Origin of the sequence: Streptomyces sp. NRRL S-87, from assembly GCF_000719335.1 — a bacterium.
In the GTDB taxonomy this organism is placed as follows: Bacteria; Actinomycetota; Actinomycetes; order Streptomycetales; family Streptomycetaceae; genus Streptomyces.
In genome coordinates, this window is the sequence record NZ_JOGB01000084.1 from 1 (window position 1) to 25,486 (window position 25,486).

The 25,486-nt window shown below is 75.2% G+C and carries 23 protein-coding genes; 11 read left to right on the forward strand and 12 right to left on the reverse strand.

The window, feature by feature from the left end:
* Window positions 1–530 precede the first annotated feature (530 nt).
* Window positions 531–1,358: a class E sortase gene (locus IF43_RS0133260; protein WP_030209729.1), complete on the forward strand. Its 828-nt coding sequence runs from the start codon at window positions 531–533 to the stop codon at window positions 1,356–1,358.
* Between the two features lie 78 nt (window positions 1,359–1,436).
* On the opposite strand, the gene IF43_RS0133265 is transcribed toward IF43_RS0133260, so the two are convergent.
* Together IF43_RS0133265 and IF43_RS0133270 are read right to left on the reverse strand one after the other, a co-directional pair.
* Complete coding sequence (locus tag IF43_RS0133265) at window positions 1,437–2,618, reverse strand: acetylhydrolase (protein ID WP_030209732.1); 1,182 nt, start codon at window positions 2,616–2,618, stop codon at window positions 1,437–1,439.
* Window positions 2,619–2,657: 39 nt separating this feature from the next.
* Window positions 2,658–4,022, reverse strand: coding sequence for a glycosyltransferase family 87 protein (locus IF43_RS0133270; protein WP_037891143.1), 1,365 nt, complete (start codon window positions 4,020–4,022; stop codon window positions 2,658–2,660).
* Between the two features lie 453 nt (window positions 4,023–4,475).
* Between IF43_RS0133270 and IF43_RS0133275 the strand changes: the two genes are divergently transcribed.
* Window positions 4,476–5,687: a molybdopterin-dependent oxidoreductase gene (locus tag IF43_RS0133275; RefSeq protein ID WP_107048650.1), complete on the forward strand. Its 1,212-nt coding sequence runs from the start codon at window positions 4,476–4,478 to the stop codon at window positions 5,685–5,687.
* Window positions 5,684–6,322 carry a hypothetical protein gene (locus IF43_RS43240; protein WP_234332623.1) on the forward strand — a complete coding sequence of 213 codons (639 nt, stop codon included), beginning with the start codon at window positions 5,684–5,686 and terminating at the stop codon, window positions 6,320–6,322. Before IF43_RS0133275 ends, IF43_RS43240 begins: the two co-directional genes overlap by 4 nt.
* Here the strand turns inward: IF43_RS43240 and IF43_RS43245 are convergent.
* Genes IF43_RS43245 through IF43_RS0133295 form a run of 3 tightly spaced genes read right to left on the reverse strand, consistent with a single transcriptional unit; the run spans window position 6,268 to window position 8,320 of the window.
* Window positions 6,268–6,999 (reverse strand): bifunctional 2-polyprenyl-6-hydroxyphenol methylase/3-demethylubiquinol 3-O-methyltransferase UbiG, encoded by a 732-nt coding sequence (locus IF43_RS43245; RefSeq protein ID WP_051796726.1) that lies wholly within the window; start codon window positions 6,997–6,999, stop codon window positions 6,268–6,270. The two genes, IF43_RS43240 and IF43_RS43245, sit on opposite strands and share 55 nt — an antisense overlap.
* Complete coding sequence (locus tag IF43_RS43250) at window positions 6,996–7,625, reverse strand: DUF2064 domain-containing protein (protein ID WP_030209750.1); 630 nt, start codon at window positions 7,623–7,625, stop codon at window positions 6,996–6,998. The genes IF43_RS43245 and IF43_RS43250 overlap by 4 nt, the downstream gene beginning before the upstream one ends.
* Window positions 7,622–8,320 (reverse strand): glycosyltransferase family 2 protein, encoded by a 699-nt coding sequence (locus IF43_RS0133295; protein WP_030209752.1) that lies wholly within the window; start codon window positions 8,318–8,320, stop codon window positions 7,622–7,624. The genes IF43_RS43250 and IF43_RS0133295 overlap by 4 nt, the downstream gene beginning before the upstream one ends.
* 115 nt (window positions 8,321–8,435) lie before the next feature.
* Here IF43_RS0133295 and IF43_RS0133305 point away from each other — a divergent pair, with 115 nt between their 5' ends.
* A complete protein-coding gene (locus IF43_RS0133305; RefSeq protein ID WP_078910650.1) occupies window positions 8,436–9,278 on the forward strand; it encodes a response regulator transcription factor in 843 nt (280 codons plus the stop codon).
* On the forward strand, window positions 9,275–10,399 hold the full coding sequence (locus IF43_RS0133310) for a sensor histidine kinase KdpD (protein ID WP_030209760.1): 1,125 nt from the start codon (window positions 9,275–9,277) through the stop codon (window positions 10,397–10,399). The genes IF43_RS0133305 and IF43_RS0133310 overlap by 4 nt, the downstream gene beginning before the upstream one ends.
* 42 nt (window positions 10,400–10,441) lie before the next feature.
* Here IF43_RS0133310 and IF43_RS0133315 read toward each other — a convergent pair whose 3' ends face one another.
* Entirely contained in the window at window positions 10,442–11,503 is a 1,062-nt protein-coding gene (locus tag IF43_RS0133315; RefSeq protein ID WP_030209763.1) for an NAD(P)-dependent oxidoreductase, read from the reverse strand.
* 389 nt (window positions 11,504–11,892) lie between these two features.
* Between IF43_RS0133315 and IF43_RS0133320 the strand changes: the two genes are divergently transcribed.
* Both IF43_RS0133320 and IF43_RS0133325 read left to right on the forward strand, forming a co-directional pair.
* The gene (locus IF43_RS0133320) at window positions 11,893–13,527 is read left to right on the forward strand and encodes an ABC-F family ATP-binding cassette domain-containing protein (protein ID WP_030209765.1); all 1,635 of its coding nucleotides are present in this window, start codon (window positions 11,893–11,895) and stop codon (window positions 13,525–13,527) included.
* Window positions 13,528–13,621: 94 nt separating this feature from the next.
* Window positions 13,622–14,608, forward strand: coding sequence for an NAD-dependent epimerase/dehydratase family protein (locus tag IF43_RS0133325; RefSeq protein ID WP_030209772.1), 987 nt, complete (start codon window positions 13,622–13,624; stop codon window positions 14,606–14,608).
* 115 nt (window positions 14,609–14,723) lie between these two features.
* On the opposite strand, the gene IF43_RS0133330 is transcribed toward IF43_RS0133325, so the two are convergent.
* The 3 genes from IF43_RS0133330 to IF43_RS0133340 all read right to left on the reverse strand — a co-directional run bounded on the left by IF43_RS0133330 (window position 14,724) and on the right by IF43_RS0133340 (window position 18,521).
* Entirely contained in the window at window positions 14,724–15,950 is a 1,227-nt protein-coding gene (locus IF43_RS0133330; protein ID WP_030209775.1) for a PP2C family protein-serine/threonine phosphatase, read from the reverse strand.
* Between the two features lie 183 nt (window positions 15,951–16,133).
* Window positions 16,134–18,011 (reverse strand): M1 family aminopeptidase, encoded by a 1,878-nt coding sequence (locus IF43_RS0133335; protein WP_030209778.1) that lies wholly within the window; start codon window positions 18,009–18,011, stop codon window positions 16,134–16,136.
* A 282-nt stretch (window positions 18,012–18,293) separates the two neighbouring features.
* The gene (locus tag IF43_RS0133340; RefSeq protein WP_199922825.1) at window positions 18,294–18,521 is read right to left on the reverse strand and encodes a hypothetical protein; all 228 of its coding nucleotides are present in this window, start codon (window positions 18,519–18,521) and stop codon (window positions 18,294–18,296) included.
* A 734-nt stretch (window positions 18,522–19,255) separates the two neighbouring features.
* Between IF43_RS0133340 and IF43_RS0133345 the strand changes: the two genes are divergently transcribed.
* Entirely contained in the window at window positions 19,256–20,020 is a 765-nt protein-coding gene (locus IF43_RS0133345) for an N-acetyltransferase (RefSeq protein ID WP_030209783.1), read from the forward strand.
* A gap of 107 nt (window positions 20,021–20,127) precedes the next feature.
* Window positions 20,128–20,352, forward strand: a complete 225-nt coding sequence (infA, locus tag IF43_RS0133350) for a translation initiation factor IF-1 (RefSeq protein WP_030209785.1) — start codon at window positions 20,128–20,130, stop codon at window positions 20,350–20,352.
* 161 nt (window positions 20,353–20,513) lie between these two features.
* Here infA and IF43_RS0133355 read toward each other — a convergent pair whose 3' ends face one another.
* On the reverse strand, window positions 20,514–20,987 hold the full coding sequence (locus tag IF43_RS0133355; protein ID WP_030209787.1) for a MarR family winged helix-turn-helix transcriptional regulator: 474 nt from the start codon (window positions 20,985–20,987) through the stop codon (window positions 20,514–20,516).
* Between the two features lie 81 nt (window positions 20,988–21,068).
* On the opposite strand from IF43_RS0133355, the gene IF43_RS37220 reads away from it, so the two are divergent.
* Window positions 21,069–21,488, forward strand: coding sequence for an HGxxPAAW family protein (locus IF43_RS37220; RefSeq protein WP_037891138.1), 420 nt, complete (start codon window positions 21,069–21,071; stop codon window positions 21,486–21,488).
* Between the two features lie 158 nt (window positions 21,489–21,646).
* Window positions 21,647–22,414, forward strand: a complete 768-nt coding sequence (locus tag IF43_RS0133365; RefSeq protein WP_051796730.1) for an NPP1 family protein — start codon at window positions 21,647–21,649, stop codon at window positions 22,412–22,414.
* A 73-nt stretch (window positions 22,415–22,487) separates the two neighbouring features.
* Here IF43_RS0133365 and IF43_RS0133370 read toward each other — a convergent pair whose 3' ends face one another.
* Together IF43_RS0133370 and IF43_RS0133375 are read right to left on the reverse strand one after the other, a co-directional pair.
* Window positions 22,488–23,540, reverse strand: coding sequence for a cytochrome d ubiquinol oxidase subunit II (locus tag IF43_RS0133370; protein ID WP_037891140.1), 1,053 nt, complete (start codon window positions 23,538–23,540; stop codon window positions 22,488–22,490).
* The gene (locus tag IF43_RS0133375; protein ID WP_078910651.1) at window positions 23,540–25,075 is read right to left on the reverse strand and encodes a cytochrome ubiquinol oxidase subunit I; all 1,536 of its coding nucleotides are present in this window, start codon (window positions 25,073–25,075) and stop codon (window positions 23,540–23,542) included. Before IF43_RS0133375 ends, IF43_RS0133370 begins: the two co-directional genes overlap by 1 nt.
* Between the last annotated feature and the right edge of the window lie 411 nt (window positions 25,076–25,486).

The following is a 25,486-nucleotide window of genomic DNA, read 5'->3' on the forward strand; positions in this document are numbered from 1 at the left end:
GGAGTCGCCGCTGGTTCCGATGCCGTCGGCGCTGTCGGCGTGGGCCAGCGAGACCACCTGCTGCGGGGCGGAGGCGGGGGCCGCCATCGCGGTCGCCGGAAGGGCGACCCCGCCACCGATCAGGGCCACGGAAGCGCCGGCCAGGACGATACGACGGGAAAGGATGCGCTCGAACATCGGAATTCTCCACTCGGTATGTCGGGAATGAACTGGGAAAACCACCCCCTCTTGAAATGAGGGACGATTTCCCGCCCCCTGTATTCGCATTGCCGGGTGCTTTTCCCGGTGAGGGCGTACTTCAAATAAACCCGACCCGGCCGCCTCCGTCATGCCACTCCAACGCGTGGCTTGACAAACCGAACCCGCCTCAGCTCGCCCGCCGCCCGGAGGGGCGCGGGCGGTGCCGCGAAGGCCGACCTCACGTACGGGGACCCCTGTCGCGGGGCCGTCCGCTCGGCTAGCGTCGTTCCGCCCGACGGGTGTCTTCCACCTGTCGGGTACGCATCTGCCGGCCCTCGATCTGGACTGCCATGCCGAGTCACCGAACCGCCCGCACCGCGCTCGCCGCCGCCGCGACCGTGCTCGCGCTGGCCGGCTGCTCCGCCGGCGCGGACGCCGCGAGTGGCGGTTACCGGCCCGCCGCCCCCGTCATACGCCCGTCCCCGCCGCTTCCCACGGGCGGGTCCCCCACCGCGCGGACCTCCCCGATCGCCGCGCCCGGTGCCACTCCGGGCGCCACCCGGAGCGCCTCCCCGCCGTCCGCCCCGCGCTCCGCCCCGCCGCCTCCCGCCGTGACGACCGGGCCCGCCGCCACCCCGCCCCCGCAGCACACCGCACGCACCCGCCCGGGTCTGCTCACGATCCCCGGGATCGGTGTGGCCGACCTGCGGGTCGTCCCGTACGAGGGGACCACCGACGACCGGCCCGGGACCCGGATACAGGACCGGGGACTGGCTGCCAGCCCGTACGGGGAGCGGGGCGGCGTCGGCCCCGGCCAGGTCGGGAACTACCTGGTCACGGCGCACCGGCTCGCCGCCGGCGGGCCCCTGCGCGACCTGCCCTCCCTGGACGTCGGAGAGCGCGTCCTCGTCACGGCGGGCGGCACGGTGTACGAGTACCGGATCACCGCGACCAGGAAGACCTCCTTCCGGTCGGCGCGCTCCCTGGCCGCCCAGCGGGCCGCGGTCCCGGGCCGGCCGGGCGTGGAGCCGACCCGGGCGATGATCACGATCTCCACCTGCGCGACCCCCGAGGACAACGCCGCCGGCAACCGCTGGCGCGACGCGCGGGGCAACCCGGAGCACCGCATCGACAAGATCGGCGTCCTGGTCTCCACGGAGCCGGCGCCCCGCGACTAGCCAGGAGCCGTCCGGTCGATCACGGCCCGTTGCCGGAGCCCGGTAGGGCGTCGATCGCCTGCCGCCGGCGCCCGGGGCTCACGGGTGGGTGAAGACCACCTCCGGGTCGGCCGCGGTCGGCCCGTCCAGTCGCGGTGCGGGCCGGCCCTTCAGGTGCAGGTCGAAGAAGTCGCCCACGTACGCCCGGGTGATCTGCTGCGAACGGGTCCCCGACAGCGGCGTCTCGGGGTGCGGGTAGCCGACCTGGTCCCCGAGCACCGGCCAGTCCGTGAACCCCGGATGCCCCATGCCCGTCACCGTCACCCAGCGCTTCCACCCGTCCAGCCGCGGCCAGGCCTGGGGCCAGCTGGGGTCGTCGAGGTCCGGCGGCAGCAGCGCCGGATCGCCCCCGACCAGCAGGAACGGTCGTCCGCCCAACCCCTGCTCCGGCAGCGGCGCGAAGAACGTGCCGTCCAGGTTCACCCCGGCGTCCACCCGCGGGTCGGCCGCCATGGCCGACGCGGCGGAGGCCCCGCCGATGGAGTGCCCCGCCATGCCCACGTGCCGGGCGTCGATCAGCCGGGCGTACCGCCAGGCGGGGCGGTCTCCCGTGAGCCGGTCCAGCAGGAACGACACGTCCTTGGCCCGGCCGTCCGAGACGCGCCCCAGTGACCGGTCCGGGAAGACCTGCGCGCAGGCCTCGCAGCCGAGCGTCCGGCCGCCCGGGAAGCTCGCGCCGTCCGCCTCGTAGGCGTGGTCCAACGAGGCCACCACGTAGCCGCGGGAGGCCAGGTCCTCGGCGAGCGTCGTCAGGGAGAACCGGGTCAGGGTGAACCCGGGGGACAGGACGACCAGGGGAAGGCGGCCGCGACCCGGGCGGGGGAGTGCGCCCTGGCGGGAGTGCGTGCGCACCGAGGCCACCTGCTCCGGGGTCACGTACCTGCCGAGATCCCCGCGGTCGGTGAGCAGGGCCCGTGCCTCGGCCTCCGTCATGTACGCGGCCGGGGTCCCGGTCCCGGCGAGCGCCGGGTAGTACAGCGACACCATCAACTCACGGCCGGCGGTGGGGACCCAGGGGTCCTTGCGCCCGCGGTCGACCAGGTGCAGGGTGTCCCGTCCGACCGGGAACCGACCTGTGGGCCGGGGGAGTTCCAGCCCCACCGGACCGGGGGACGCGGCCGCCCCCGCGGCGGCCGCCGCCGTGGTCCCGCCGACCACCATCCCACCTGACAACGCCCATGCCGCCGCCACGCAGGCGAGCTTGCGAATGATCTTCCTCATGCACACACCTTACGGCACGTCAGGTAAGCCTAGCCTAACTTACATTGAGCCGCGGCTGGATCCCGTCCTCACGCCCGCCCTCGACACCCGCGCGCGGCGCAGCGCCGCGCCGCCGAGGACCGCCGCCGCGGCCAGCGCGTAGGCGGTCGTGCCGGCGTCGGGAACCGCGCGCCCCGTGACGTACGAGGCGGCTCCGGCCAGGGCGACGCCCAGCCACTCCCAGCGGCCGTCGAGGGCGACGAGGGCCACGACGAGCAGGGCGTACCAGGAGTAGCCCGGCGTCGTCAGGAGGAAGGCCGTGCCGGTGACCAGGAGCGCACCGCTCCACGGGCGCTCCCGGTCACCGCGGCGGATCACGTGGAGGCTCACGGCGGCCATGCCCGCGAACACGGCGGGCACGGCCCACGCGTCGGGCAGGACGAGGCGCAGGAGGGCGTAGCGGTTTCCGGCGGAGGCGTCGTCGTAGCCCTCCTCCGCGGCATAGCCGCCGAGGTAGCCCAGGACGGAGGAGTGGGAGAGCAGCACGTACGGCAGGTAGAGCGCGGCGACCGCGGCGACCGCGGTCAGCACCGTCCGGGCCGCGTCGCGTGGGCGCCGTACGCCGGCCAGGGCCCCGGGGAGCAGGACGGCCGGCAGCAGTTTGACGGCGACCGCCAGGCCCAGCAGGCCGCCGCCGGCGCTGCGGTGGCGGACGGTCAGGCCGAGCGCCGCGACCGAGACCAGCACGGCGAGGACGTCGGCGTGGGCGTTGTTGACGGCCTCGACGGCCACGGCCGGGCACCAGGCCCAGCAGGCCGCGGCGCGCGGATCGCCGCGCCGGCGCAGGACCGCGAGCAGCACCAGCGTGGTGCCGACGGCCAGCACGGCCCCGCCGGTCTGCAGCGCCTTGTGGCGCACCCCGTCGGGGGAGACGGCGTGGACGAGGAGGAAGTAGAGCTCGCCGGCCGGCGGATAGACGGTGTGGACCCGGGGCCGGTTGATGCGGGTGCACACGCCGTCGGAGACGGCGGCGAGGTCCGGGCCGCCGCACGCCGGACCCGAGGGGAAGAGCCAGTCGTCGCGCAGGGGCGTGAGCGCGGCGTCGGCGGGCGCGTGGTCGTACGGGGAGGTGCCCGCGGCCTGCACCTGGCCGTCCCAGGCGTAGCGGAACGCGTCGGTGCTCGTGCGCGGTGCGGCGACCAGGCCGGCGGCGGCCACCGCGACGCCGCCGGCCAGGACGAGGACCACGGCGTGCCGGGCCGGTACCCGTCGCAGGCACCACACGGCGGCCGCGAACAGCGCCCAGGCGGCGGCGTACCACCAGGACAGGCCGGCCGGGTCGGTGAAGTACCCGTCCGTGCGGACCGTCCCGACGAGCACCGCGGTGAGCGCGGCCAGCAGGACGGCGGTCAGGGCGCTCGGCAGGAGGGCGACGCGCCCGGCCCGCGTGACCGGTCCGGTCCCGGTCGGCGGCGTGGAGACGGTCCCGGTCGGCGGTGTGGAGACGGTCCCGGTCGGCGGTGTGGAGACGGTCCCGGTCGGCGGTGTGGAGACGGCCCCGGTCGGCAGTGCGGAGGGAGGCCCGGTCCGCGGGACGCAGGCAGGCCCGGTCGGCGGCACGGAGGCAGGCCCGGTCGGCGGGACGGAGGGTCTCCCGCGCGGCGGTCGGCAGGAGGCCGCTGTCGGCTGTGCGGCCGTCGGTCGGGCCGGCGCCGCTCCGTCGGCCGCGGCAGGGCGCAGGGGGTCGGTGGGCGGGTTCGTCACGGGCCCACCCTGGCAGCGGCGCGGCCCGCAGCGGTCCCGGCGCCCCACGGCGTCCGCGTTTCGTAAGGTGTCCCACCCGCCCGCGCGGGCCCCCGGCGAGGTTGCATGGGCGGCATGGCACCTCGAACCGGCCGGAGCCGGAACCCACTGCACACCGCCACGCCGTCCGCGCCCCGACTGCTCCGCGCGCTCGGGCCCGCCCTGCGCCCGCCGGCGTTCACGGGCCGCCTGCACGATCCGCGCACCGCCACGGTGCTCGGCCGGTGGCTGGGTGCGGCGTTCGCCGTGTGCTTCCTGACCGGGCTGATCAGCCACTACCTCCAGCACCCGCCCGGCTGGCTGGCCGACGACCTGCCCGCCCGGCCGGCATGGGGCTACCGCCTCACCCAGGGCCTGCACGTCGGGGTGGGGCTCGCCGCGATCGTGCTGCTGCCGGCGAAACTGTGGGCCGTCTACCCCCGGCTGTTCACCTGGCCCCCCGTGCGCTCCCTGACCCACGGCCTGGAGCGCCTGTCGGTGGCCGTGCTCGTGGCCGCGGGCCTCTTCGAGGTGCTGACCGGGCTGCTGAACGTCGCCGAGTGGTACCCGTGGCCGTTCTCGTTCGTCCCCGTCCACTACGCCGTCGGCTGGATCGCAGCCGGTTCGGTGCTGCTGCACGTCGCGGTCAAGGCGCCCGGGATCCGGGCCCATTGGACCCGACGGTCGGCGGTGCGCGTACTCCCCGACGAGGAGCGGGACGGACCGGACCGCCGCGCCCTGCTGCTCGGGGTCGGTGCGGCGGTGGGCGCGGTGACCGTGACGACGGTCGGCCAGTCCTTCACCCCGCTGGCCCCGCTCGACCTGCTCGCGCCCCGGCATCCCGGCCACGGGCCCCAGGGCCTGCCGGTGAACCGGACGGCGGCCGCCGCCGGCGTGAGCGCCGCGGCCGTCCGCGACTGGGTGCTGGACGTGCGCGGTCCGCGGCCGTACCGGCTGTCCCTGGCCGAACTGGGCGCGCTGCCGCAGACGCGGGCGCGGCTGCCGATCGCGTGCGTGGAGGGCTGGAGCGTGGCCGCGGACTGGAGCGGCGTGCCGATCCGGGACCTGATGGAGCGGGCCGGGGCCCGCCCGGGCGCGGGACTGCGGGTGGTGTCCCTCGAAGCACGGGGCGCGTACCGGGTGATGGAGATGGGCCGCGCGTACGCGGCCGACCCGCAGACGCTGCTGGCCCTGCGGCTGAACGGCGAGGTTCTGGCACCCGACCACGGCTACCCGGCGCGGATCATCGCCCCGAACCGGCCCGGCGTGCTGCAGACCAAGTGGGTCACCCGGCTGGAGGTACTGTGACGTCCGACTCCGGGGTGCGCCCCGCCGTTCGCGCCCTGTCGGGCGCCCTGGGCCTGCTCCTGATCGGGTTCGGCGCCTGGAACCTGGCCGCCCAACCCGACCCGTACGCAGTCCTCGTGTGGCTGGCCGGTGCGCTCGTGCTCCACGACGGCCTCCTCGCACCGCTCGTGCTGGCCGTCGGCCTGCTGGTCGCTGCGGTGCCGGCGCGCCGCGCCGTGCGCGGCGCGCTCGTCACGGGCGGGGCCCTGGTCCTGATCACCCTGCCGCTGCTGCTGCGGCCGGGGGCGGCCCCCAACCCCTCGGCGCTGCCCCTGCCCTACGCGCGCAACCTCGTCCTGGTCCTCGCGGTGGTCGCCGTCCTCACCACCGCCACCGCCCGGGTGGGCCTGACCCACCGACGGCGAAGGCGCCCGCAGGACGGGCGGGCCCGGCCCGTACGGGACCGGCGGGCCACCACCTCCGCGACGGGCGCCCCACCCCCCGGGGCGGGGCGCCGGGACCCACGGCCCCCGGCGCCCCCGGGCGGCCGTGGCGCCCCGGCCCGGCCCCCCGAGCCGCCCGCCGCCGGTGGCGCGCCGCCTCAGCCCCCGTCCGAGGGCCTGGACCCGGGTACGCCGGGGACCCGGGACTCCTGAGGGCGGAGGGCGAGTTCGGCGAAGCACCGGCCCGCCGCCGTCCAGCCCCCGGTGACGGCCCAGCCCGCGCGGCCCGCGTGCCGGCGCAGGGCTGCGGGCCCGACCCGGGCCCACGGGAACGGCGTACCGAGGCCGCCCCGCCCGTCGTCCAACCGCACCTCGCACCGCTCGTCCACCTCGACCCCCGCCGTCTCGACCACCAGTCGCCCGCCGGGGGCGAGCAGGCGGGCGGTCCGCCGCAGCAGGGCGACGGGGTCGCCCCCGATGCCGATGTTGCCGTCGACGAGCAGCGCCGTGTCCCAGCGGCGCTCGCCGGGCAGCGGGTCGAAGACGGAACGGCACAGGGCGGTCCCGCCGCGCCGCACGGTCCGCTTCACCGCGGCCGGGCTCACGTCCACCCCCAGGGCCCGGTGACCCCGCTCGGCCAGTGCCGCCACGAGCCGGCCCGGCCCGCAGCCGATGTCCAGCACCGCGCCCCGGCACCGGGCCAGGACGCTCCCGTCGGCGCCGTCCGCGTCGGCACACCAGCGCTCCACCTCCAGCGGCAGCAGCCAGCCGTCCGCACGGCGCAGGAAGAGCGGCCCGCGCCCCGCGCGCAACGCCGCCGCGTACGGGTCGTCGTGCCAGGCCGGACCCGACGCCGCCGTCCCGCCGCGCGCGGCGGCGACCGCCGTCACCGGGCCGCCCGGGAGGCCCCGGCCAACCGGCCGTGCAGCGCCGCGAACCGCGAGGCCGGCGCACGGGAGGCGACGTCGGCCGCGTCGGCGGCCGTGTCGACGTCCCGCAGCCGCGGCAGCAGCCGGGTGCGCAGCCCGGCCGCGCGCAGCCGCCCGTACTGCACGGCCCCGGTCTCCGGTACGGACATGGGCACGCCCAGCAGCAGAGCCGGGTCCGGCACCGCCAGGCCCAGGGCCCAGAACCCGCCGTCGGCGGCCGGCCCGAACCAGGCCCCGCACCCGGCGAAGTCCAGTGCGGGCGCGAGCAGTTCCGGGGTGACCTGCGGGGTGTCCATGCCGATCAGCAGCGCGGGCCCGGTGCAGTCGGCGAACGCCGCGGCCAGCCGCCCGTCGAGCCCGCCGCCGCACTGGGGCACGACCTCGAAGCCGGGCGGCAGCCACGGACCGGGCGCCCCGTCCAGGACGAGGACCCGCCGGTCGGCCGGAGCGGCCGCGACCGCCGCCAGGGTGTCGGCGAGGGCGGCCGCGGCCAGCGCCGCCGCCTCCTCGGGCGTGAAGGGCGGCGTGAGCCGGGTCTTCACCCGGCCGGGCACGGGCTCCTTGGCGATCACGAGCAGGCTGGTCACCGCGCACCCCCCGCACCCGGGTACGCGGGCTCGGCGAGCACCGCGCGCATGTCGCGCACCGCATGCCAGGTGCCCCGCCACGTCCCGGTGACCTTGGACTTCCCGGCCCGGGGCAGGTACGGCACGTCCTCCTCCCGCACCCGCCAGCCCGCGTCCGAGGCCCGGACGACCATCTGGAGCGGATAGCCCGACCGCCGGTCGGTCAGGTCCAGGCCGACCAGCGCCTCGCGCCGCGCGGCGCGCAGCGGACCGAGGTCGCGCAGCCGCAGCCCGGTGCGGCGGCGCAGCATGCCGGAGAGCGCGCGGTTGCCGGCACGGGCGTGGAGCGGCCACGCGCCCCGCCCCAGGGGCCGGCGCCGCCCGAGCACGAGATCCGCCTCGCCGGCGGCCACCGACCGGACGAACGGGGTCAGCAGGCCGGGGTCGAGGGAGGCGTCGCAGTCGCAGAAGCAGACGTACTCGGCACCGGAGGCCAGCAGTCCGGCGTGGCAGGCGGCCCCGAAGCCGCGCCGGGGCTCCGCCACGACGGTGGCGCCCAGGGCGCGCGCGATGTCTGCGGATCCGTCGGTGGACCCGTTGTCCACCACCAGGGCCCGCCAGCCGGCGGGGATGCGGGCGAGGACCCAGGGCAGCGCCTCGGCCTCGTTCAGACAGGGAAGGACGACGTCCACGGTGTGTTCGGTCACGACTGCCACCGTAGGAATTCCCGCTGGACATAGCGGACATCGACTCCTTACGAAACACGGACGCCGCCCGCGGGAGGCGACCGCGGCGGGACACCGGACCGCGGCAGGTGCCAGGCTTACGGCCATGAGCACGCCCACTCCGCCCGCCCGGGTCCTCGTCGTCGACGACGACCCCACCGTCGCCGAGGTCGTCACCGGCTACCTGCGCCGGGCCGGCCACCGCGTCGACCACGCCCCCGACGGCCCCACCGCCCTCGAGGCGGCGGCCCGGCACGACCCGGACCTGGTCGTCCTCGACCTCATGCTGCCCGGCATCGACGGCCTGGAGGTGTGCCGCCGGCTGCGCGCCGAGCGCCCCGTCCCGGTGATCATGCTGACGGCCCGGGGGGACGAGGACGACCGGATCGCCGGCCTGGAGCTGGGCGCGGACGACTACGTCACCAAGCCCTTCAGCCCGCGCGAGCTGGTCCTTCGGGTGGAGTCCGTGCTGCGCCGCAGCCGGGCCGGGAACGCGGCCGCGCCGGCCGCGCCGGTCCTGAGGGCGGCCGGTATCAGCGTCGATCCCGAGACCCGCCGCGCCACCAAGCACGGCCGGGAACTCATGCTCACCCTGCGGGAGTTCGACCTGCTCGCCCACTTCCTCGGCCACCCCGGACGGGTCCACGGCCGCGAGGCCCTGATGCGCGAGGTGTGGGGCTGGGACTTCGGCGACCTGTCCACCGTCACCGTCCACGTGCGCCGCCTGCGCGCCAAGATCGAGGACGACCCGGCCGCGCCGCGGCTCATCCAGACGGTGTGGGGCGTGGGCTACCGCTTCGAGCCGACCGGCCCCGGGCCGACCGGCCCCGAGTCGCTGCCCGGAACGGCGGACGACCGGCCGTCCCCCGAGCCGGCGTTCGACGGGCCGCCCTCCGAGCCGGCGTTCGACGGGCGGCCGTCGGAACGGGCGGAAGGCGGCCGACGGTGAAGGACGTCCTGCTGATCGCGCTCTTCGCCTTCGGCGGAGCGGCCTGCGCCGGCACCCTCGGCGCGCTCGCCCTGCGCCTCCTGCGCCACCGCTCGGTGGCGGTGTCCCTGGCCGTGGTCGCCGCGGTCACCGTCACCGCGATGCTCGCCGGCACCCTCGCCGTGGCCCGGGCGATGTTCCTGTCCCCGCACGACCTGACCGTGGTCACCCTCGTGGTGGCCATGGCCGCCGTCGTCTCCCTCGCCGCCGCCCTGCTGCTGGGCCGCTGGGTGGTGGCCCGCAGCCGGGACCTGGCCCGGGCCGCCCGGGACTTCGGCGAGGACGGAAGCTTCGCCGCGCCCCGGACCCGGGCCACCGCCGAACTGGCCGCCCTGGCCGACGAACTGGCCGCCACCAGCGCCAGGCTCGCGGCCTCCCGCGAGCGCGAGCGCGCCCTGGAAGCCTCCCGGCGCGAACTCGTCGCCTGGATCTCGCACGACCTGCGCACCCCGCTCGCCGGGCTGCGGGCCATGGCCGAGGCCCTGGAGGACGGAGTGGCGGCCGACCCCGCCCGCTACCACCGGCAGATCCGCACCGAGGTCGAACGCCTCGACACCATGGTCGGCGACCTCTTCGAGCTCTCCCGGATCCACGCCGGGGCACTCGAGCTGACGCCCAGCCGCTGCTCGCTCCGGGACCTGGCCGCCGACGCCCTGCTCGGAGCCGACCCCCTCGCCCGGGAACGCGGTGTGCGGCTGCTCGGCGAGGACATCGCCCACGTGCCGGTCGACGTGGACGGCAAGGAGATGACCCGCGTCCTGGCCAACCTCCTCGGGAACGCCATCCGGCACACCCCCGCCGACGGGACCGTCGCCGTCCGCGTGGACCGGGACGAACGGACCGCGGTGCTGTCGGTCACGGACGGCTGCGGCGGCATCCCCGAAGAGGACCTGCCGCGGGTCTTCGACACCGGCTGGCGGGGCAGCCCGGCCCGGACGCCCCCGGCCGGCGCCGGCCTCGGCCTGGCGATCGTGCGCGGCATCGTCGAGGCCCACGCCGGACGCGCCTCGGTCCACAACGTGCCGGGCGGCTGCCGCTTCGAACTGACCCTGCCGCTGGCCGGCGCCCCCGCCCGCGCCTGAGCCGTCCCCGTCCGGGGCCGTTCTTTCCTCCGCGTCGGGCCCCTACGCGTCCCCGGACGGGGCCCGCTGCGCCGCCCGCGCGAACTCGGCCATGCCTTCGGCGAACCCGACCCGCGGCCGCCAGCCCGTCTCCCGCCGCAGCCGGTCGGAGTCCGCCGTGATGTGCCGGACGTCCCCGAGCCGGAACTCGCCGGTCACCACGGGCCCCGGCCCGCCGTGCGCCGCCGCGAGGACGGCGGCCATCTCGCCGACCGTCCGCGGGTCACCGCTGCCGGTGTTGTAGGGGACGTGCACCCCGGCCGGCCGCGCGTCGAGCCCGGCCAGGGCTGCCGTGTTCGCCCGGGCGACGTCGCGCACGTGGACGAAGTCCCGACGCTGGCCGCCGTCCTCGAAGACCCGCGGGGCCTCGCCCCGGGCCAGTGCGGAGCGGAAGTACGACGCCACGCCCGCGTACGGCGTGTCCCGCGGCATCCCGGGGCCGTACACGTTGTGGTAGCGCAGCGAGACCGCGCGTCCCCCCGTCGCCCGGGCCCAGGCCGCCGCCAGGTGCTCCTGCGCCAGCTTGGTCGTGGCGTACACGTTCCGCGGATCGGCCGGGGCCTCCTCGCCCACCAGCCCCGGCGCGAGCGCCGCCCCGCAGTGCGGGCAGCCCGGCTCGAAGCGGCCGGCCTCCAGGTCGGCCACCGCGCGCGGGCCGGGCCGGACCGGTCCGTGCGCCCGGCACTCGTACCGCCCCTCCCCGTAGACGACCATCGACCCCGCCTGCACCAGTCGGCCCACGCCCGCTTCGGCCATCCCGGCCAGGAGCACCGCCGTTCCCAGGTCGTTGCAGGCCACGTACGCCACCGCGTCCGAGAAGCCCTTCCCGAGCCCCACCATCGCCGCCTGGTGGCACACCGCGTCCACCCCGCGCAGCGCCCCGCGCACGTCCTCGGCGTTCCGTACGTCCCCCCGCACGAACTCGGCGTCCGGCAGCTCGGGCACGCCCGGGTGCGCGGCGGGCAGCAGTGCGTCCAGCACCACCGCCTCGTGCCCCTCGGCGACCAGTGCGGACACGACGTGCGACCCGATGAACCCGGCTCCGCCGGTGACAAGTACTCGCATGCGACGCGACGCTACGCGCCCGCACGCCGCGCCGAGGGCTCCCGCCCGGGCCCGTAAGGCTTCCGTCATCTCCCGGCCCGGGCGGGCGTCCGGCGTGGCCCGGGCGGGCGGTTCGGCGCGGTCCGGCGGCGGCGGAGAAATCACGTGAAGGCGGCCGGGCGGGCTGTTAGCGTGGCACCGACGACGACCGGCGAGCGAGGAGCAGCAGACGTGGTAGGGGACGACGACATCTCCGGGTGAGACCCGGACGCGGTACGACCGCCGGCGCGTGCGCGTGAGCACGGCACGGGCGGTTCCGCAGTCACCCTTCCGCCATGTCTCCCAGGGCAGTGGATCCCTCCTGGATCCGTCCCGCCCTCCTCCCCGTACGAGGTCGCCCCATGTCTGCGCTGTCCCGCCCCGCCCTCACCTGCGCGAACCTGTCCTTCTCCTGGCCGGACGGCACGCCCGTCCTCGAGGACCTGTCCTTCTCCCTCGGCCCGGGCCGCACGGGGCTGGTCGCCCCCAACGGGGCCGGCAAGAGCACCCTGCTCAAGGTGATCGCCGGCGAACTCCGCCCCCGGGCGGGCTCGGTGACGGTGACCGGCACGCTCGGCCACCTCCCGCAGACCCTGCCGTCGACCGGTGACCTCACCGTGGCCGAGGTGCTGGGCGTCGCGGCCGTCGTCCGGGCCATCGACGCCGTCGAGGCGGGGGACGCGACCGAAGCGCACTTCACCACCATCGGCGACGACTGGGACATCGAGGAACGCACCCGCGCCCAGCTCGACCGCTTCGGCCTCGGCGACCTCGCCCTGGACCGTCCCCTGCACACCCTGAGCGGCGGCCGGACCGTCTCCCTCGGCCTGGCCGCCCAGTTGCTGAGGCGTCCCGACGTCCTCCTCCTCGACGAGCCCACCAACAACCTCGACCTGGACGCCCGGCACACGCTCTACGACGTGCTCGACGACTACCACGGCTGCCTGCTGCTGGTCAGCCACGACCGTGCGCTGCTCGACCGGATGGACCGCATCGCCGACCTCGACCGCGGCGAACTCCGCTTCCACGGCGGCAACTTCACCGCGTACGAGGCCGCGGTGCGAGCGGAGCAGGAGGTCGCCGAGAAGAACGTCCGCAGCGCCGAACAGGAACTGAAGCGCGAGAAGCGCGAGCTGCAGCAGGCCAGGGAGCGCGCCGAGCGCCGCCAGAACAACGCGGCCCGCACGCTCAAGAACGCCGGCCTGCCCCGCATCGTCGCCGGGAACATGAAGCGCGGAGCACAGGAGTCGGCCGGCCGGGCCGGGCAGACGCACGCCACCCGCGTCGGCGACGCCAGGGCCCGGCTCGACGCGGCGGAGCGCGCGCTGCGCGACGACCAGCGCCTCGTGCTCGACCTCCCGGACACCGGCGTCCCCGCCGGCCGCACCGTCTTCCTCGGCGAGCGCATGCAGGTCCGGCTCGGCGACCGGACCGTGTTCGGACACCCGGGCGTCGACCTCACCATCCGCGGCCCCGAACGCATCGCCCTCACCGGGCCGAACGGCGCGGGCAAGAGCACCCTGCTGCGCCTGCTCAACGCCGACCTCGCCCCGGACACCGGCGGAACCAGCCGGGCCGAGGGCCGGATCGCCCACCTCTCCCAGCGCCTGGACCTGCTGGACCCGCGGCGCACCGTCGCCGAGAACTTCGCCGGCTCCGCACCCCACCGGCCGGAGGCGGAACGGCTGACCCTGCTCGCCCGCTTCCTCTTCCGAGGCGCCCGCGCCCACCTGCCGGTCGGGGCCCTTTCCGGCGGGGAGCGGCTGCGGGCCACCCTGGCGTGCGTCCTGTACGCCGAACCGGCCCCCCACCTCCTGCTCCTCGACGAGCCGACCAACAACCTCGACCTCGTCAGCACCGGACAGCTGGAAAGCGCGCTGAACTCCTACCGGGGGGCCTTCGTCGTCGTCAGCCACGACGAGCGGTTCCTCCACGCGATCGGTGTGGACCGCTGGCTGCGGCTGTCCGACGGCGCACTGTCCGAGACCGGCCGGCCGCCGCGCTGAGCCCCCGGCCGGCGGCTCCGCCGGCGGCGAACACGCGTACGCCCTGGGCGAAGGCGTGCCCCCGGACCCCGTCGGGTCGTGATGGGGTGGGCGCATGGACATTCTGGTGCTGGGCGGGACGGCATGGGTGGGCCGCGAGGTGTCGCGGCAGGCGGTGGAGCGCGGGCACCGGGTGACGTGCCTCGCCCGCGGGGAGAGCGGCACGGTGGCCGAGGGCGCCCGCCTGGTGGCCGCCGACCGGCGGTCGGCGGCGGCGTACGACGAGGTGGCGGACCGGGACTGGGACGCCGTGCTCGAGGTGTCGTGGCAGCCGGGTTTCGTGCGCGGGGCGTTGGCGGCCCTCGGGGGCCGGGCGGGCCACTGGTCGTACGTCTCCTCGGTCAGCGCGTACGCCTCGCACGCCGTACCGGGTGCGGACGAGTCGGCCGGCCTCCTCCCGGCGGTGGAGCAGGACGAGGCCGACCGGGAGGCGTACGGCGGGGCGAAGGTGGCCTGCGAGGAGGCCGCGCGGGCGGCGGTGCCGGACCGGCTGCTGATCGCCCGGGCGGGCCTGATCGGCGGGCCCGGGGACCACAGCGGCCGGACCGGCTACTGGGTGGCCCGCGCGGCCCGCGGACCGCAGGCCCCGCTGCTGGTGCCCGGCCCGGCCGGCCTGCCCACCCAGGTGGTGGACGTCCGGGACCTGGCGGCCTGGCTCCTGGACTGCGCGGAACGCGGCACCACCGGGACGTACGACGCGGTCGGGCCGGTCGTGCCGTTCGGCGAGTGGGTCGGGCTGTCGCGCGCGGTGGGCGGCCACACCGGACCGGTCGTCACGGCGGACCCCGACTGGCTGGCCGCCCGGGAGGTGGGCCAGTTCATGGGCCCGGAATCGCTGGCGATGTGGCTGGCGGACCCGGAGTGGGCGGGGTTCAGCGCGCGCAGCGGCGCGGCCGCCGCCGCGGCGGGCCTGCGGCACCGGCCCCGCGCGGACCTCCTGGCGGACGTCCTGCGCTGGGAGCGGGCGGAGGGCCTGGACCGCCCCCGCCGCGCCGGACTGAGCCACGCGCGCGAGGCCGCCCTCCTGGCCGAACTCGCTTAGGGGCGATGCTGGTCACCAGCATTGCGCTGAGGGGGTGTCCGGCGGACCAGGGTGGGGTAGCCCGGCCATGATCCGCCGGACACCCCTCGGGGCCGGGTCGGAGGACGGGGCGGACTCAGAGACGGATGACCACCAGGGCCGCGTCGTCGGTGGCGCCGGCGGCGGGGAGCAGGTCCAGGAGCAGCGCGTCGGCCAGTTGCTCGGGTCCGAGCGTGCGGTGGGCGGCGAGCGACTCGGCCAGCCGCGCCAGGCCGACGTCGATGTCCTCGTGCCGGCGCTCGACCAGGCCGTCGGTGTAGAGCACGAGGGTGTCGCCGCTGCTGCAGGCGTGCTGCGCCTGGGGGCGCGCCACGTGCTCCGGCCGCGCCCCGAGGGGCGGGTCGGTGGCCCGGTCCAGGAACTCCACCGTGCCGCCGTGGCGCAGCAGAGCGGGCGGGGGATGGCCGGCGCTGCTGTACGTGAGGGTGCCGCCGGTCCGGTCGATGTGCACGGACACCGCGGTCGTCGACTCGGCGCCCTCGACCGACCGGGCGTACAGGCCCAGCGCCTCCAGCGCCTTCGCCGGCCCGGTGGAGGTGAGCGAGGCGGCGCTGAGCGCACTGCGCAGCTGCCCCATGACCCCCGCGGCCGCCAGTCCGTGTCCCACGACGTCGCCCACGGCCACCGACATGGTCCCGTCCGGCAGCTCGACGAGGTCGTACCAGTCCCCGCACACGTTCAGCGCACCGACGGCCGGCTGGTAGCGGACCGCCGTCTGGTGGTGCTCCGGCAGGCGCGGGGCGGGCAGCATGGCGTCCTGGAGGGCGAGCGCGACGGACCGCTCCCGGGCGTGGGCCTGCCGCAGCCGCTGGTTGGCCTCCTGGAGTTCCCGGGACCGGGTGTACAGCTCGGCCTCCAGCACGCGGGCCCGGTCCCCGGCCGCCCGGCCCCGGGCCCGGATCAGCTCGGTGACCTCCTCCACCCGGTGGATGAGCAGCACGACCCGCCCCTCGGAGTCCAGGACCGGGGCGTTGATCGGGCTCCAGTACCGCTCCTCCCACTCGCCGGGGCGGTCGGCGGACTCGACGTCGTAGCGCTGCAGCGCCATCGTGTCCCGCTCCCCGGAGGCCAGCACGCGCCTGAGGGAGGCCGCCAGGTTGGTCGCCCCCGAGGCGCTGGGATCGTTCGGGTTGTCCGGGAACACGTCGAACAGGTACCGGCCGATCAGCCCCTCGCGCGGCCGGCCGGAGTTGGTGACGAAGTCGTCGTTGGCGTCCGAGTACACCAGCTCCGGCGTCAGCAGTGCCACCATCCCCGGCAGCGCGTGGAACACCGCCCGGTAGTCGATCGCCGGTTCACTCACGCGCACGTCCTCGTCTCCCGGGCCCCGCGCCCGGGCCCACGATACGAGCCGGACGCGCGGCGCCGTGGCGTCGACCGCCTGCTGTCACACCACTGGCCCATCCACGGTGGCGCGGCCGGTCCGCCGGGGCGGGTGGCCCCGGCGGACCGGCGCGTGGCGCGTCGCGGCGCGACGTACCGTGCGTCAGCCCTCGATGCGGTGCTGGGTCCAGAACGTGGTCAGGTCGGTCGCCGTCGCCGCCTGCGCGGCCGCCTTGAACTCGGCCGTGGTGGACACGCCGTACCAGTGCGCGGCGGCGTAGTCCTTCAGCAGCTTGGCCATCGCGGTGTCGCCGAGCACCCGCCGCAGGTCGTGCAGGGCGCACTTGCCGTAGCCGTACACGACGGTCGAGTACCGGGACGGGTGGGCGTCCCAGTACGCCATGGAGTTGGTGATCTTCTCGGCGGACGACGCCCATGAGACGCCGCTCCAGCAGTTGGTACCGGTCTTGCCCAGGGCCAGGTCGGTGGCGTAGTCGGTGAACGCCTCGTCCAGCCACGGGCCGGCGTACTCGTCGTCGCCGACGATGCCGTACCACCACTGGTGGCCGATCTCGTGGGTGAGGGCGGTGGTGCTCACCAGGTCCAGGACGAAGCCGGGGTACTCCATGCCCCCGAACCAGTAGTTGTTGTCGATGATCGCGTCGAGCTCGCCGTACGGGTACGCCCCGAAGCGCGCGGCGTGGGCGTCGACGGCGTTCTTGGCGGTGGTCAGCATCGACTGGGAGTCCGCGGAGCTGATCCCGGACACCGAGTAGATGGTGATCGGGGTCCCGCCGGGCGAGGTGCCGGAGATCTTGCTGAACGGTCCGGCACCCCAGGCGAAGTCACGGACCTTGGACGCGGTGGCCGTGGTGACCGTTCGCCCGCTGGTGCCCGGGGTGTCGACCGACGTGCCGGTGGCCGGCACCAGCAGGCCGCTGGGGTGGTCGAGGGCCACGGTGAAGTCGGCGGCCAGTGAGTAGAAGGACTCGCCGTTGTTGGTGTACGGGTCCAGGTGCCAGCCCGCGCCGTCGCGGACCGCGAGGACGGGCAGGGCGTTGCCGATGTTGCTGAACGCCCCGTCGTGGCCGAACCGGTCCGCCCCGCTGGGCACGGTGATCGCCAGGTCGAACCCGATCGTGGCGGCCTGGCCCTGGGCGAGCGGGGTGGGCAGGTCGATCCTGAGGGCGGTGCAGGCCACCGACAGCGCGCCGGCCGTGCCGCCGGTGACGTTGCTGACGGTGATCGGCATGGCCGAGCAGCTGCCGTGGTAGTTGTCCCACAGCCTCAGGTACACCTCGCTCAGCGGGGTGGCGGAGGCGTTGGTGAACGAGGCGCTCTCGTGGCCGGTCCACACGAAGCCGCTCGCGTCGCTGCTGAGGTTCACGGTGTACGAGGGCGCGGCCGGCGTCCGGGTGGAGTCCGTGGGCGGGACCGTGCCGCCGGAGGTGTCGAGGGCGACGTCGTCCACGACGAAACTGGTCTGGAGGCTGGAGTCCTCCGAGCCGGTGAACGCGACGGTCACGGTCTGGCCGGCGAAGGCCGAGACGTCGAACGACTTCTGCACGTACCCGGTGTTCTTGTCGAGGTTCGAGTACGTCGCGAGCGTCGTACTGCCGATCTTCGCCGTCAGGGTGTCGTACCTGACCGAAGAGGTCCGCTCGGCGGTGTCGACGTGCAGCCAGAAGCTGAGGGTGGCGGTGCTGCATCCGGACGGGACCGCGACGCTCTGGGAGAGCGTGTCGGTGTGCGTGCGGCCCGTGCCGTCGAGCCAGGCGAAGTAGCCGCCGGCATGGGCGCTCTGGCCGGAGCGGTTGGTGATCAGGCCGGTCTGGGACTGGCTCCAGGGCGAAGTGCCGCTCTCGAAGCCGCCGTTGGCGACGACCTGCGCCGGGGTGCAGGCGGCGGCCGGCCGCGGGACCGTTGCCGTTGCCGTTGCCGTTGCCGCGGTGGCCGGTGCCGCGGGCAGCAGCGCGGCCGCGGCGAGCGCGGCGACCGTGCTCAGGGTCGCGACGAAGGCCTTGTGGGGGGTGGCTCTCACACGTAACTCCTTCTCGGCGGCCGGGATCCCGGCCTGCTCGGTGGCCGCCCGGCACCGGCCGGGTACGCCGGCGGACGGCCGCGGGCGGCGCCCCGTTCGCGGGGGCGCCGTGGTGAGACGTGCCGTGCCCCCGGGTCGGGGACACACCGCTACGCAGCCTCGCAGCGTTGACCGGAACATGCCATCCAGGAGCAGGTAAAGCGTTCCTCCCCGTCGGACCGGAGGAACGCCCAGGGGCGGTCGACGCACGCGTCGACCGCCCCTGGCGTACCCCTTCGGTGATCAGTGGGAGCCGAGGTGGCTGCCCTTCGCCCACTCCTTCTCGCCGTCCTTCGCGCAGGTCGACGTGTAGACCGGGCCGACCGCGGCCGGGATGGCCGCCGCGGAGGCGCAGTTGGAGGAGTAGGTCTTGTGGCCGCCCGAGAAGTAGTCGATGTCGACGCCGTCGTGGGCGAGGGCGGCACCGGCGCCGCCGAGCAGGATGCCCGCGGCGAGGACAGAGGCGGTCACAGCAGAACGAATACGCATGACTCTCCAAAGAAGCGATCGGAGCGACGCGCTGTTGACGGCGCGTCGGTCGGTGCAACCGCTGACCCGGCCCGGGGGAAACGAACGTTCACCCGGATGCCGGGGAAGTAACGATTCCACAGCAAATAGGCATGAAATCCGTTGAGGTAATGGGCGGTCCGCGCGGGGATCCGGGGGGGCCTGCTCGCCGAACGGGACGTGGAGGTGGGGGCCGGCGCGCACGGGGCGGAGGCGCCGGCCCCCGGGGAAGGCCACCGGACGCGGGGGCGGGTGTGGTCCGGCCGGCCGTGGTGCGGGGGCCCGGGACGGGCAGAGGTGCTGATCGCACGAGGCAATGGGTGAACTGTAAACCATGTACGAAGGGGTGGATCCGGTCGGGGGTGGCCCCGGACCTCGCGCTTGTGCGGGTGCGGGTGCGGGTGCGGGTGCGCGTGGGGGTGAGGGTGCGCGAGCGGGTGAGTTGCGGGTGCCGGCGCGGGTGGACCGTGCGGGCAGTGCGCGGTGCATGGGGAGCTCGAACGGCCGCGAGTGAAAAAAGGAGTGGGGCGGGGCGGCACCCCGCTGGTAGCGTGCGGAGCACCGTGACAGGACGTGAGGAGGTGAGCCCCGTGAACGCTGTATCGAGGTGGGCGCTCCCTCCTTCTTCCGTCACGGTGTGCGACTGACCTGTGTGTCGTCCGGAGCGCCCGACAAGGCACTCCTGAAAGGCGACACCCATGTACCCCGTGACGATCACCCGCGCCGCCGAGACGCACTGGCAGGCCGTGGCGGACGACCGCATCGTCGGCCACGGAGACCTCTCGCACCGCACCGACGGACGGCTCTTCGTGAGCATCGACGTGTGGCAGGAAGCGGTCTTCGACCGCCTCGCCACCGCCATGCTGGCCGACCTGCCCACCCCGCTCCACACCCTCGTCGGCGAGTCCGACACCGATCTGAGGTCGCGTTGGGAACGCCTCGGCTTCACGCCCGTACGGCGCGAGTGGGAGTACGTCGTTCCCACCGACCCGCGTGCCACCGGCCTCGACACCGTACCGGTGCCGGCAGGAACGACGGTCCTGCCCGGTGCGGCGGCCGACGAGGGCCGACTGCGCACCCTGGACCGCGCGATCCGCGCGGAGGTCGACGCCGCCGCCGGGTGGCGCACCATGCCGGCCGAGGTGCTGCCGCTGCCGCCCGGCGACACGCTGGGGGACCCGTCGAAGTACGCGGTGGCGGTCCGCGGCGGCCGGTACGTCGGACTGGTCCGGGTGGTGCCGGTCCGCCGGCGGGCGCGGATCGGGCTCATCGCCGTACGGGCCGACCAGCACCGGCAGGGCGTCGGGCGGGCGCTCCTGGCCCACGCGCTGGGGTCGCTGCACCGCAACGGAACCGGGTCCGCCTGGGTCGAGCTGGACGAGTCCAACGCACCCGCCATCGCCCTCTTCGAGGGCGCCGGAGCCCGGCGCACGAGCGGCTACCTGGAGCTGGAACGGAGCTGACCGCGCCCGTCGGCGCGAGTCCGCCCGGCCTCGCCCCGCCCTGTCCGACCCCGTCATCTGACCCGTCAACATCCCTGTCCACACAGCGAATCGAGAAGCGACACACCTTGCCAAGAACGACGAACGGCCTGGAGATGGAAGGCACCGTCATCGAGTGCCTGCGCAACGCCACCTTCACGGTGGAACTCCCCAACGGTCACCACGTGCTCGCGCACATCAGCGGGAAGATCCGGAAGAACCACATCAGGATCCTCCCGCATGACCGGGTGCTCGTGGAGCTGAGCCCGTACGACCTGACCCGGGGCCGGATCCTCTACCGCTACAGGACCTGACCGGGGAGCGGGAAGGGTGCGCCCGCGCTCGCCGCGGACGCGCCCTTCTCCGCCTGCCCGCCTGCCCGCCTGCCCGCCTGGCTCGTCGCTGGGCTCGCGCCGGTCCGTCGAGTGGCGTCGGGTCGGCCCGTCGTCGGGCTCGCTCGGGCCCGTCGGTGGGCTCAGCTCTCGCAGGATTCGGCGAGGTACGCCGCAGCCAGCTCCCCGGCCCGGTGGAACCAGTCGGCGAGGACCGCCACTTCGTCCGGCGAGTACTGCGCGAAGAGGTCCGCCAGGCGCACGTAGTACGGCTCGTAGATCGCGCGGACGCGCTCCGCGGCCTGCGGTACGGCGACCACGCGCACCCGCCGCCGGTCGGCCGGGTCGGGCTGGCGGGTGACGTATCCGCCGCGTTCGAGGCGGTTGATGATCCCGGTGACCGCTCCGGTGGTGACGTGGGCGCGCACCGCCAGGTCCCCGGCGGTGACCGGGGTGTCGCCGGCTTCGAGGACGTACGCGAAGCAGACCAGGTCGGTCACCCCCAGCCCCAGCTTCCGGGCGAACTCCTGCTGCCCGACCATGCTCGTGGCGATCAGGTGGTCCATCGCGGAGATCGCTTCCGCGGGTGAGGCTGCGGGTCGGATCGTACCCTCCATTGAAAATCTCTTACTGTCTAAGATAAATTCCTCACTTGCTGAGACATCATAGGTCGGTGCAGCTCGGAGAGGGTGCAGGACATGAGCGGAAGCAAGGGACACCAGTACGACGAGGGCCACACCATCGCCGGGTGGGGCGGCACGGCCGTCGCCACGGTCGGCACCGCGCTGGTGGGCGTGGGCGTCTGCGGCTGGACGCCGGGGACGTGGCTGGGACTGGGCGTGGTGGTGGCGGCCGCCCTGCTCACCTGGGCCCTGCACCTGGCCGGCTGGGGCAAGGCCCCCGGCCCCCGGCCCGCGGACCAGTGGGGGATGGGCACCCGTGACGCCTCCGCCCGGGCCGGACACCTGAACTGCCTCGGCTGCCGCCTGGCCGGCCGCCGCCCCGCCGCGGGGCCCGAGCGGATCACCGCGTCCGGCACGTCCGTATCCGGCGCCCCGGTATCCGGCGCGCCCGTACCCGGAACCCGCGCGGCCGACGCCGCGGATGCGGTCTCCTGACGCGCGGGAGCGCGCCCAACTCTCCTTCCCCCGACGGATGTTTGCCGTCCGGACCCTTGCCGTGCCGGACCGGGGTGACGAATGATGCTGGCGGCCGGCTACCCAGCGGTAGCCGGCCCTCCGTACGTCCCAGACCCCCCATGCGCCGGAGGCCCGCTGTGCGGACGAAGCGTCACATCCCGAGATCCCTCGTAGTGGTCGGCGCCGCCCTCGGGCTCGTCGTCGGCATCCCCCAGGTCGCGTTCGCGGCCCCGCCCCCCGCCCTGCCCTCCCAGGCCGACCCGCTGGAGCTCACCTTCCAGCCGGCCTACGACTACGACACCGACGGCTGCTACCCCACCCCTGCCATCGGCTCGAACGGAGCCCTCAACGGCGGCCTCAGCCCCACCGGGGCCCTGAACGGCAGCTGCCGGGACGCCTCGGACCTCGACAACACCAACGGGTACGCGCGGGCGAAGTGCAACAACGGCTGGTGCGCCGTCATCTACGGCCTGTACTTCGAGAAGGACCAGGCCATCCCCGGCATCAGCCTCGGGGGTCACCGCCACGACTGGGAGCACGTGGTGGTGTGGATCCAGAACAACGAGGCCAAGTACGTCGCGACGTCCAACCACGGGGACTTCACCGTCCGCACCCGCGAGCAGATCCGCTGGGACGGCACCCACCCCAAGATCGTTTACCACAAGGACGGCGTCTCCACGCACTGCTTCCGCGCCGCCAACACCAACGACGAGCCCCCGGAGAACCACAAGCACACCTGGCAGTTCCCCGCCCTCGTCGGCTGGAACGGCTACCCGGCGGGCCTGCGCGACAAGCTCAGCCAGGCCGACTTCGGCAGCGCGCACTTCGGCCTGACCGACAGCGCCCTGCCGTCCCACCTGGCCAAGGCCAAGCCGGTCGGTATTCCCTTCGATCCTTATCAGTAGGTGCTGCCGATGCGCCCGGCGGTCAGCAGCCCGTACGTGCTCCCGGGCCGGTGGCGGTCACCCGCTGCCCGGGTCAGTCGTCGTCGGGCGGGACGCCGTCGGCGGGGCGGAGAGGGCGCAGGTCGGAGTCGGCGAGGGGTTCGAGCTCGCCGTGGGTGTCGAGCCAGTAGAGCAGGGCCACGGCCGGCCCGACCAGCAGGAGGGCGACGAGGCTGACGACCAGCAGCCAGGTCAGGGTCTGGGAGTCGCCGGCGGCGTCCGCCACCGTGAGGGAGGTGGGGATCAGGTACGGACGCTGGGCGAAGCCCCACGCGAGCACGGCCGCGCCGACGGCGGCGACGGCGCCGGAGCGGGCCCACCGGGCGCGGCCGCGCAGCACGAGCAGCCCGGTGACGAGGAACGACACCGCCGACGCGACCGCGAGGCCGAGGCCCGCGCCGTGCGTGAGCCCGTGCCACACGTGGGGCGCGTCGCCGCGGGTGACCACCAGCACGCCCGCGGCGGTCAGGGCGACCGCCACGAAGGCGCACAGGGCGCGGACCCGGAAGTAGCCGACGAGGTCGGGCGCCTCGAAGCGGGCGGCGTCGGCTGTGAGGAACACAGCGCCGAGCAGCGCGGTCGAAGCCACGGTGAGGAGCCCGAAGGCGAGCGAGGCTGCGCTGAGCCACGCGTGCGCCACCGCCTCCGTACCCGGTACGACCCGTCCCGACGCGATGGCGCCGACGGTCACCCCGAGGCAGAACGGGGTCAGTAGCGAGGAGATGGCGAACGCCGCCCCGTACAGGCGCCGCCGGGACAGCCGGCGGACGGGCTTGCGCAGGGCGAAGCCGGCCCCGCGCAGGACCATGCCGAGGGCGGCCAGTGCCAGCGGCAGCCACATCGCCGTGAAGACCGTCTGGAACAGCACGGGGAACCCGGTCCACATGAGGACCAGGACGAAGACCAGCCAGACGTTGTTGACCTCCCACACCGGCGCCATCGCGTGGTCGATCAACCACCTGGGACGCCGCCCGCGCTCGGCCCCACCGGCCGTCAGGTCCCAGAAGCCCGCCCCGTAGTCGGTCCCGCCCGCACACGCGTACGCGGCCACGGCGAGCAGCAGCACGAAGGCGACGAGCGCGGCCATCAGGTGTCGCCCCCGCCGGACGGGGCACGACCCCCGCCGTCGGCGGACCCGCCGCCGGGGCCGTCGGCCGCAGGCGTACCGGCCGCGGCGGTCCCGTCGTCACCGACCGGGACCCGGGGGCGCGGACCGTACGGGGTCACGGCCTCGGGTTCCTCCGCGAGCCCGGCCGGGCGCGTGCCGTCGTCGGCCAGGCGCCAGCGGGCGCGCATCTTGAGCAGGACGGCGAGGAACGCCCCGAAGATGCACACGTACAGGAGGATCACCAGGCCGAGCATCGTCCAGAGGGTGGCGGAGCGCGTCGACGTCACGGCCTCGGCCACGCGCATGTTCTGGTACACGATCCACGGCTGGCGGCCCACCTCGGTGGCGACCCAGCCGCACTCGACGGCGACGACGGACCCGACGCCGGCGCAGGCCGCCCCGCGGTAGAACCACCGGGACTGCGGCGGCCTGCGGTGCCTCAGCCAGACCAGGGCGTACCAGGCGGCCAGGAACGCGAGCCCCGTTCCGATGCAGACCATCAGGTCGAAGGCGCCGTGGGCGATGGTGGCCTGGGTGGCGTTCGGCCGGTCGCCCGCCGGCACCGAGGTCAGTCCCCGCACCACGGTGTCCGGACTGAACCCGGCCAGGATGGAGTCGAGCTGGGGGACCTTGATGCCCCCCGAGATCGACCCGTCCGGATGCAGCCGACCGAACAGGTACTCCGGAACGTGGCTGTCGGTATCCCAGACGATCTCCATCGCCGCGAACTTCACGGGCTGCTTGTGGAACACCGCCCGGGCGATCGAGTCGCCCAGCACGAGTTGCACCGGGGTGGCCGCGGCGGCCACGGTGAACGGCACCGTGAAGCCGAGCCGGTGGCAGCGGTCCCGGCGCCCGCGGAGCCATCCGACGGCGTACACCCCCGCCACGACGTACCCCGCCGTCATCAGCATCGCGACCACGAAGTGCCAGTACTGGGGCCCGAACATGGGCGTGAAGATCGCCTTCCAGACGTCCACGTCGACCGGGTTGCCCTGGGAGTCGAGCGTGAAGCCCTGCGGGGTGTTCATCCACGCGTTGGCGGAGAGGATGCCGAAGGCCCCGAGCAGTGCCGCGGCGGGCAGCGGCAGCCCGAGCAGGAAGTGGGTGCGGGGCGGGAGCCGGCGCCAGCCGTACAGGTAGACGGCGATGAGCACGGCCTCGAGGAAGAACGCCCACGCCTCCACGCCGAACCCGATGCCGAACACGTCGCCCCACCTGCCCATCAGCCCCGGCCAGAGCAGCCCGAACTCGAACGACAGCACGGTCCCGGTGACGACGCCGATCGCGAACTGCACGGCCATCACCGCCGACCAGCGCCGGGCCAGGAGCAGCGCCACGGGGTCGTCGCGGCGCAGGCCCCGGTGGTGCATGACGAGGGTGAGGAGCGGCAGAGCCACCCCCATCGGCACCAGGATGATGTGGGAGGCGAGCGTGAACGCCATGAGCTGTCGCGCCGGGAGCATCTGGGCGGGGGCGTCGGCGGCCCACAGGTGGGTGACCGTGGTGTACATGCGTCTTCCCTCGTCTCCTCGACCGCCCGCCCCGACCCCGCGCGCCCCGACCCCGCCGGGCCGGGGCCGACGGCGCCGCCGAACGCCACGCAAGCACTCCGCGCGCGGATCCGGGGCCCGGGTCGAGGCGGTCTTGGGCCACGCGGCCCAGCATCAACGCCCGGACGGAGGACACCCTGGCCGGCCGCGCCCCCGACCACGGGGCCGCGCGACCGGGCGACCGGGCGACACGAAGCGGCGGCCCCACGGACCCTGGCCGTGAGGCCGCCTGCGCACGGTGCCGCGGGCCCGGGCCCGCTACGGATTCAGGACGTGGTCGTCTCGGCTGCTTCTGCGGCTTCGAGTGCGGCGAGGACGGCTTGGATGTGGAGGCGTCCGGAGGCGACGAGTTGTGCGCCGCTGCGGCGGAGG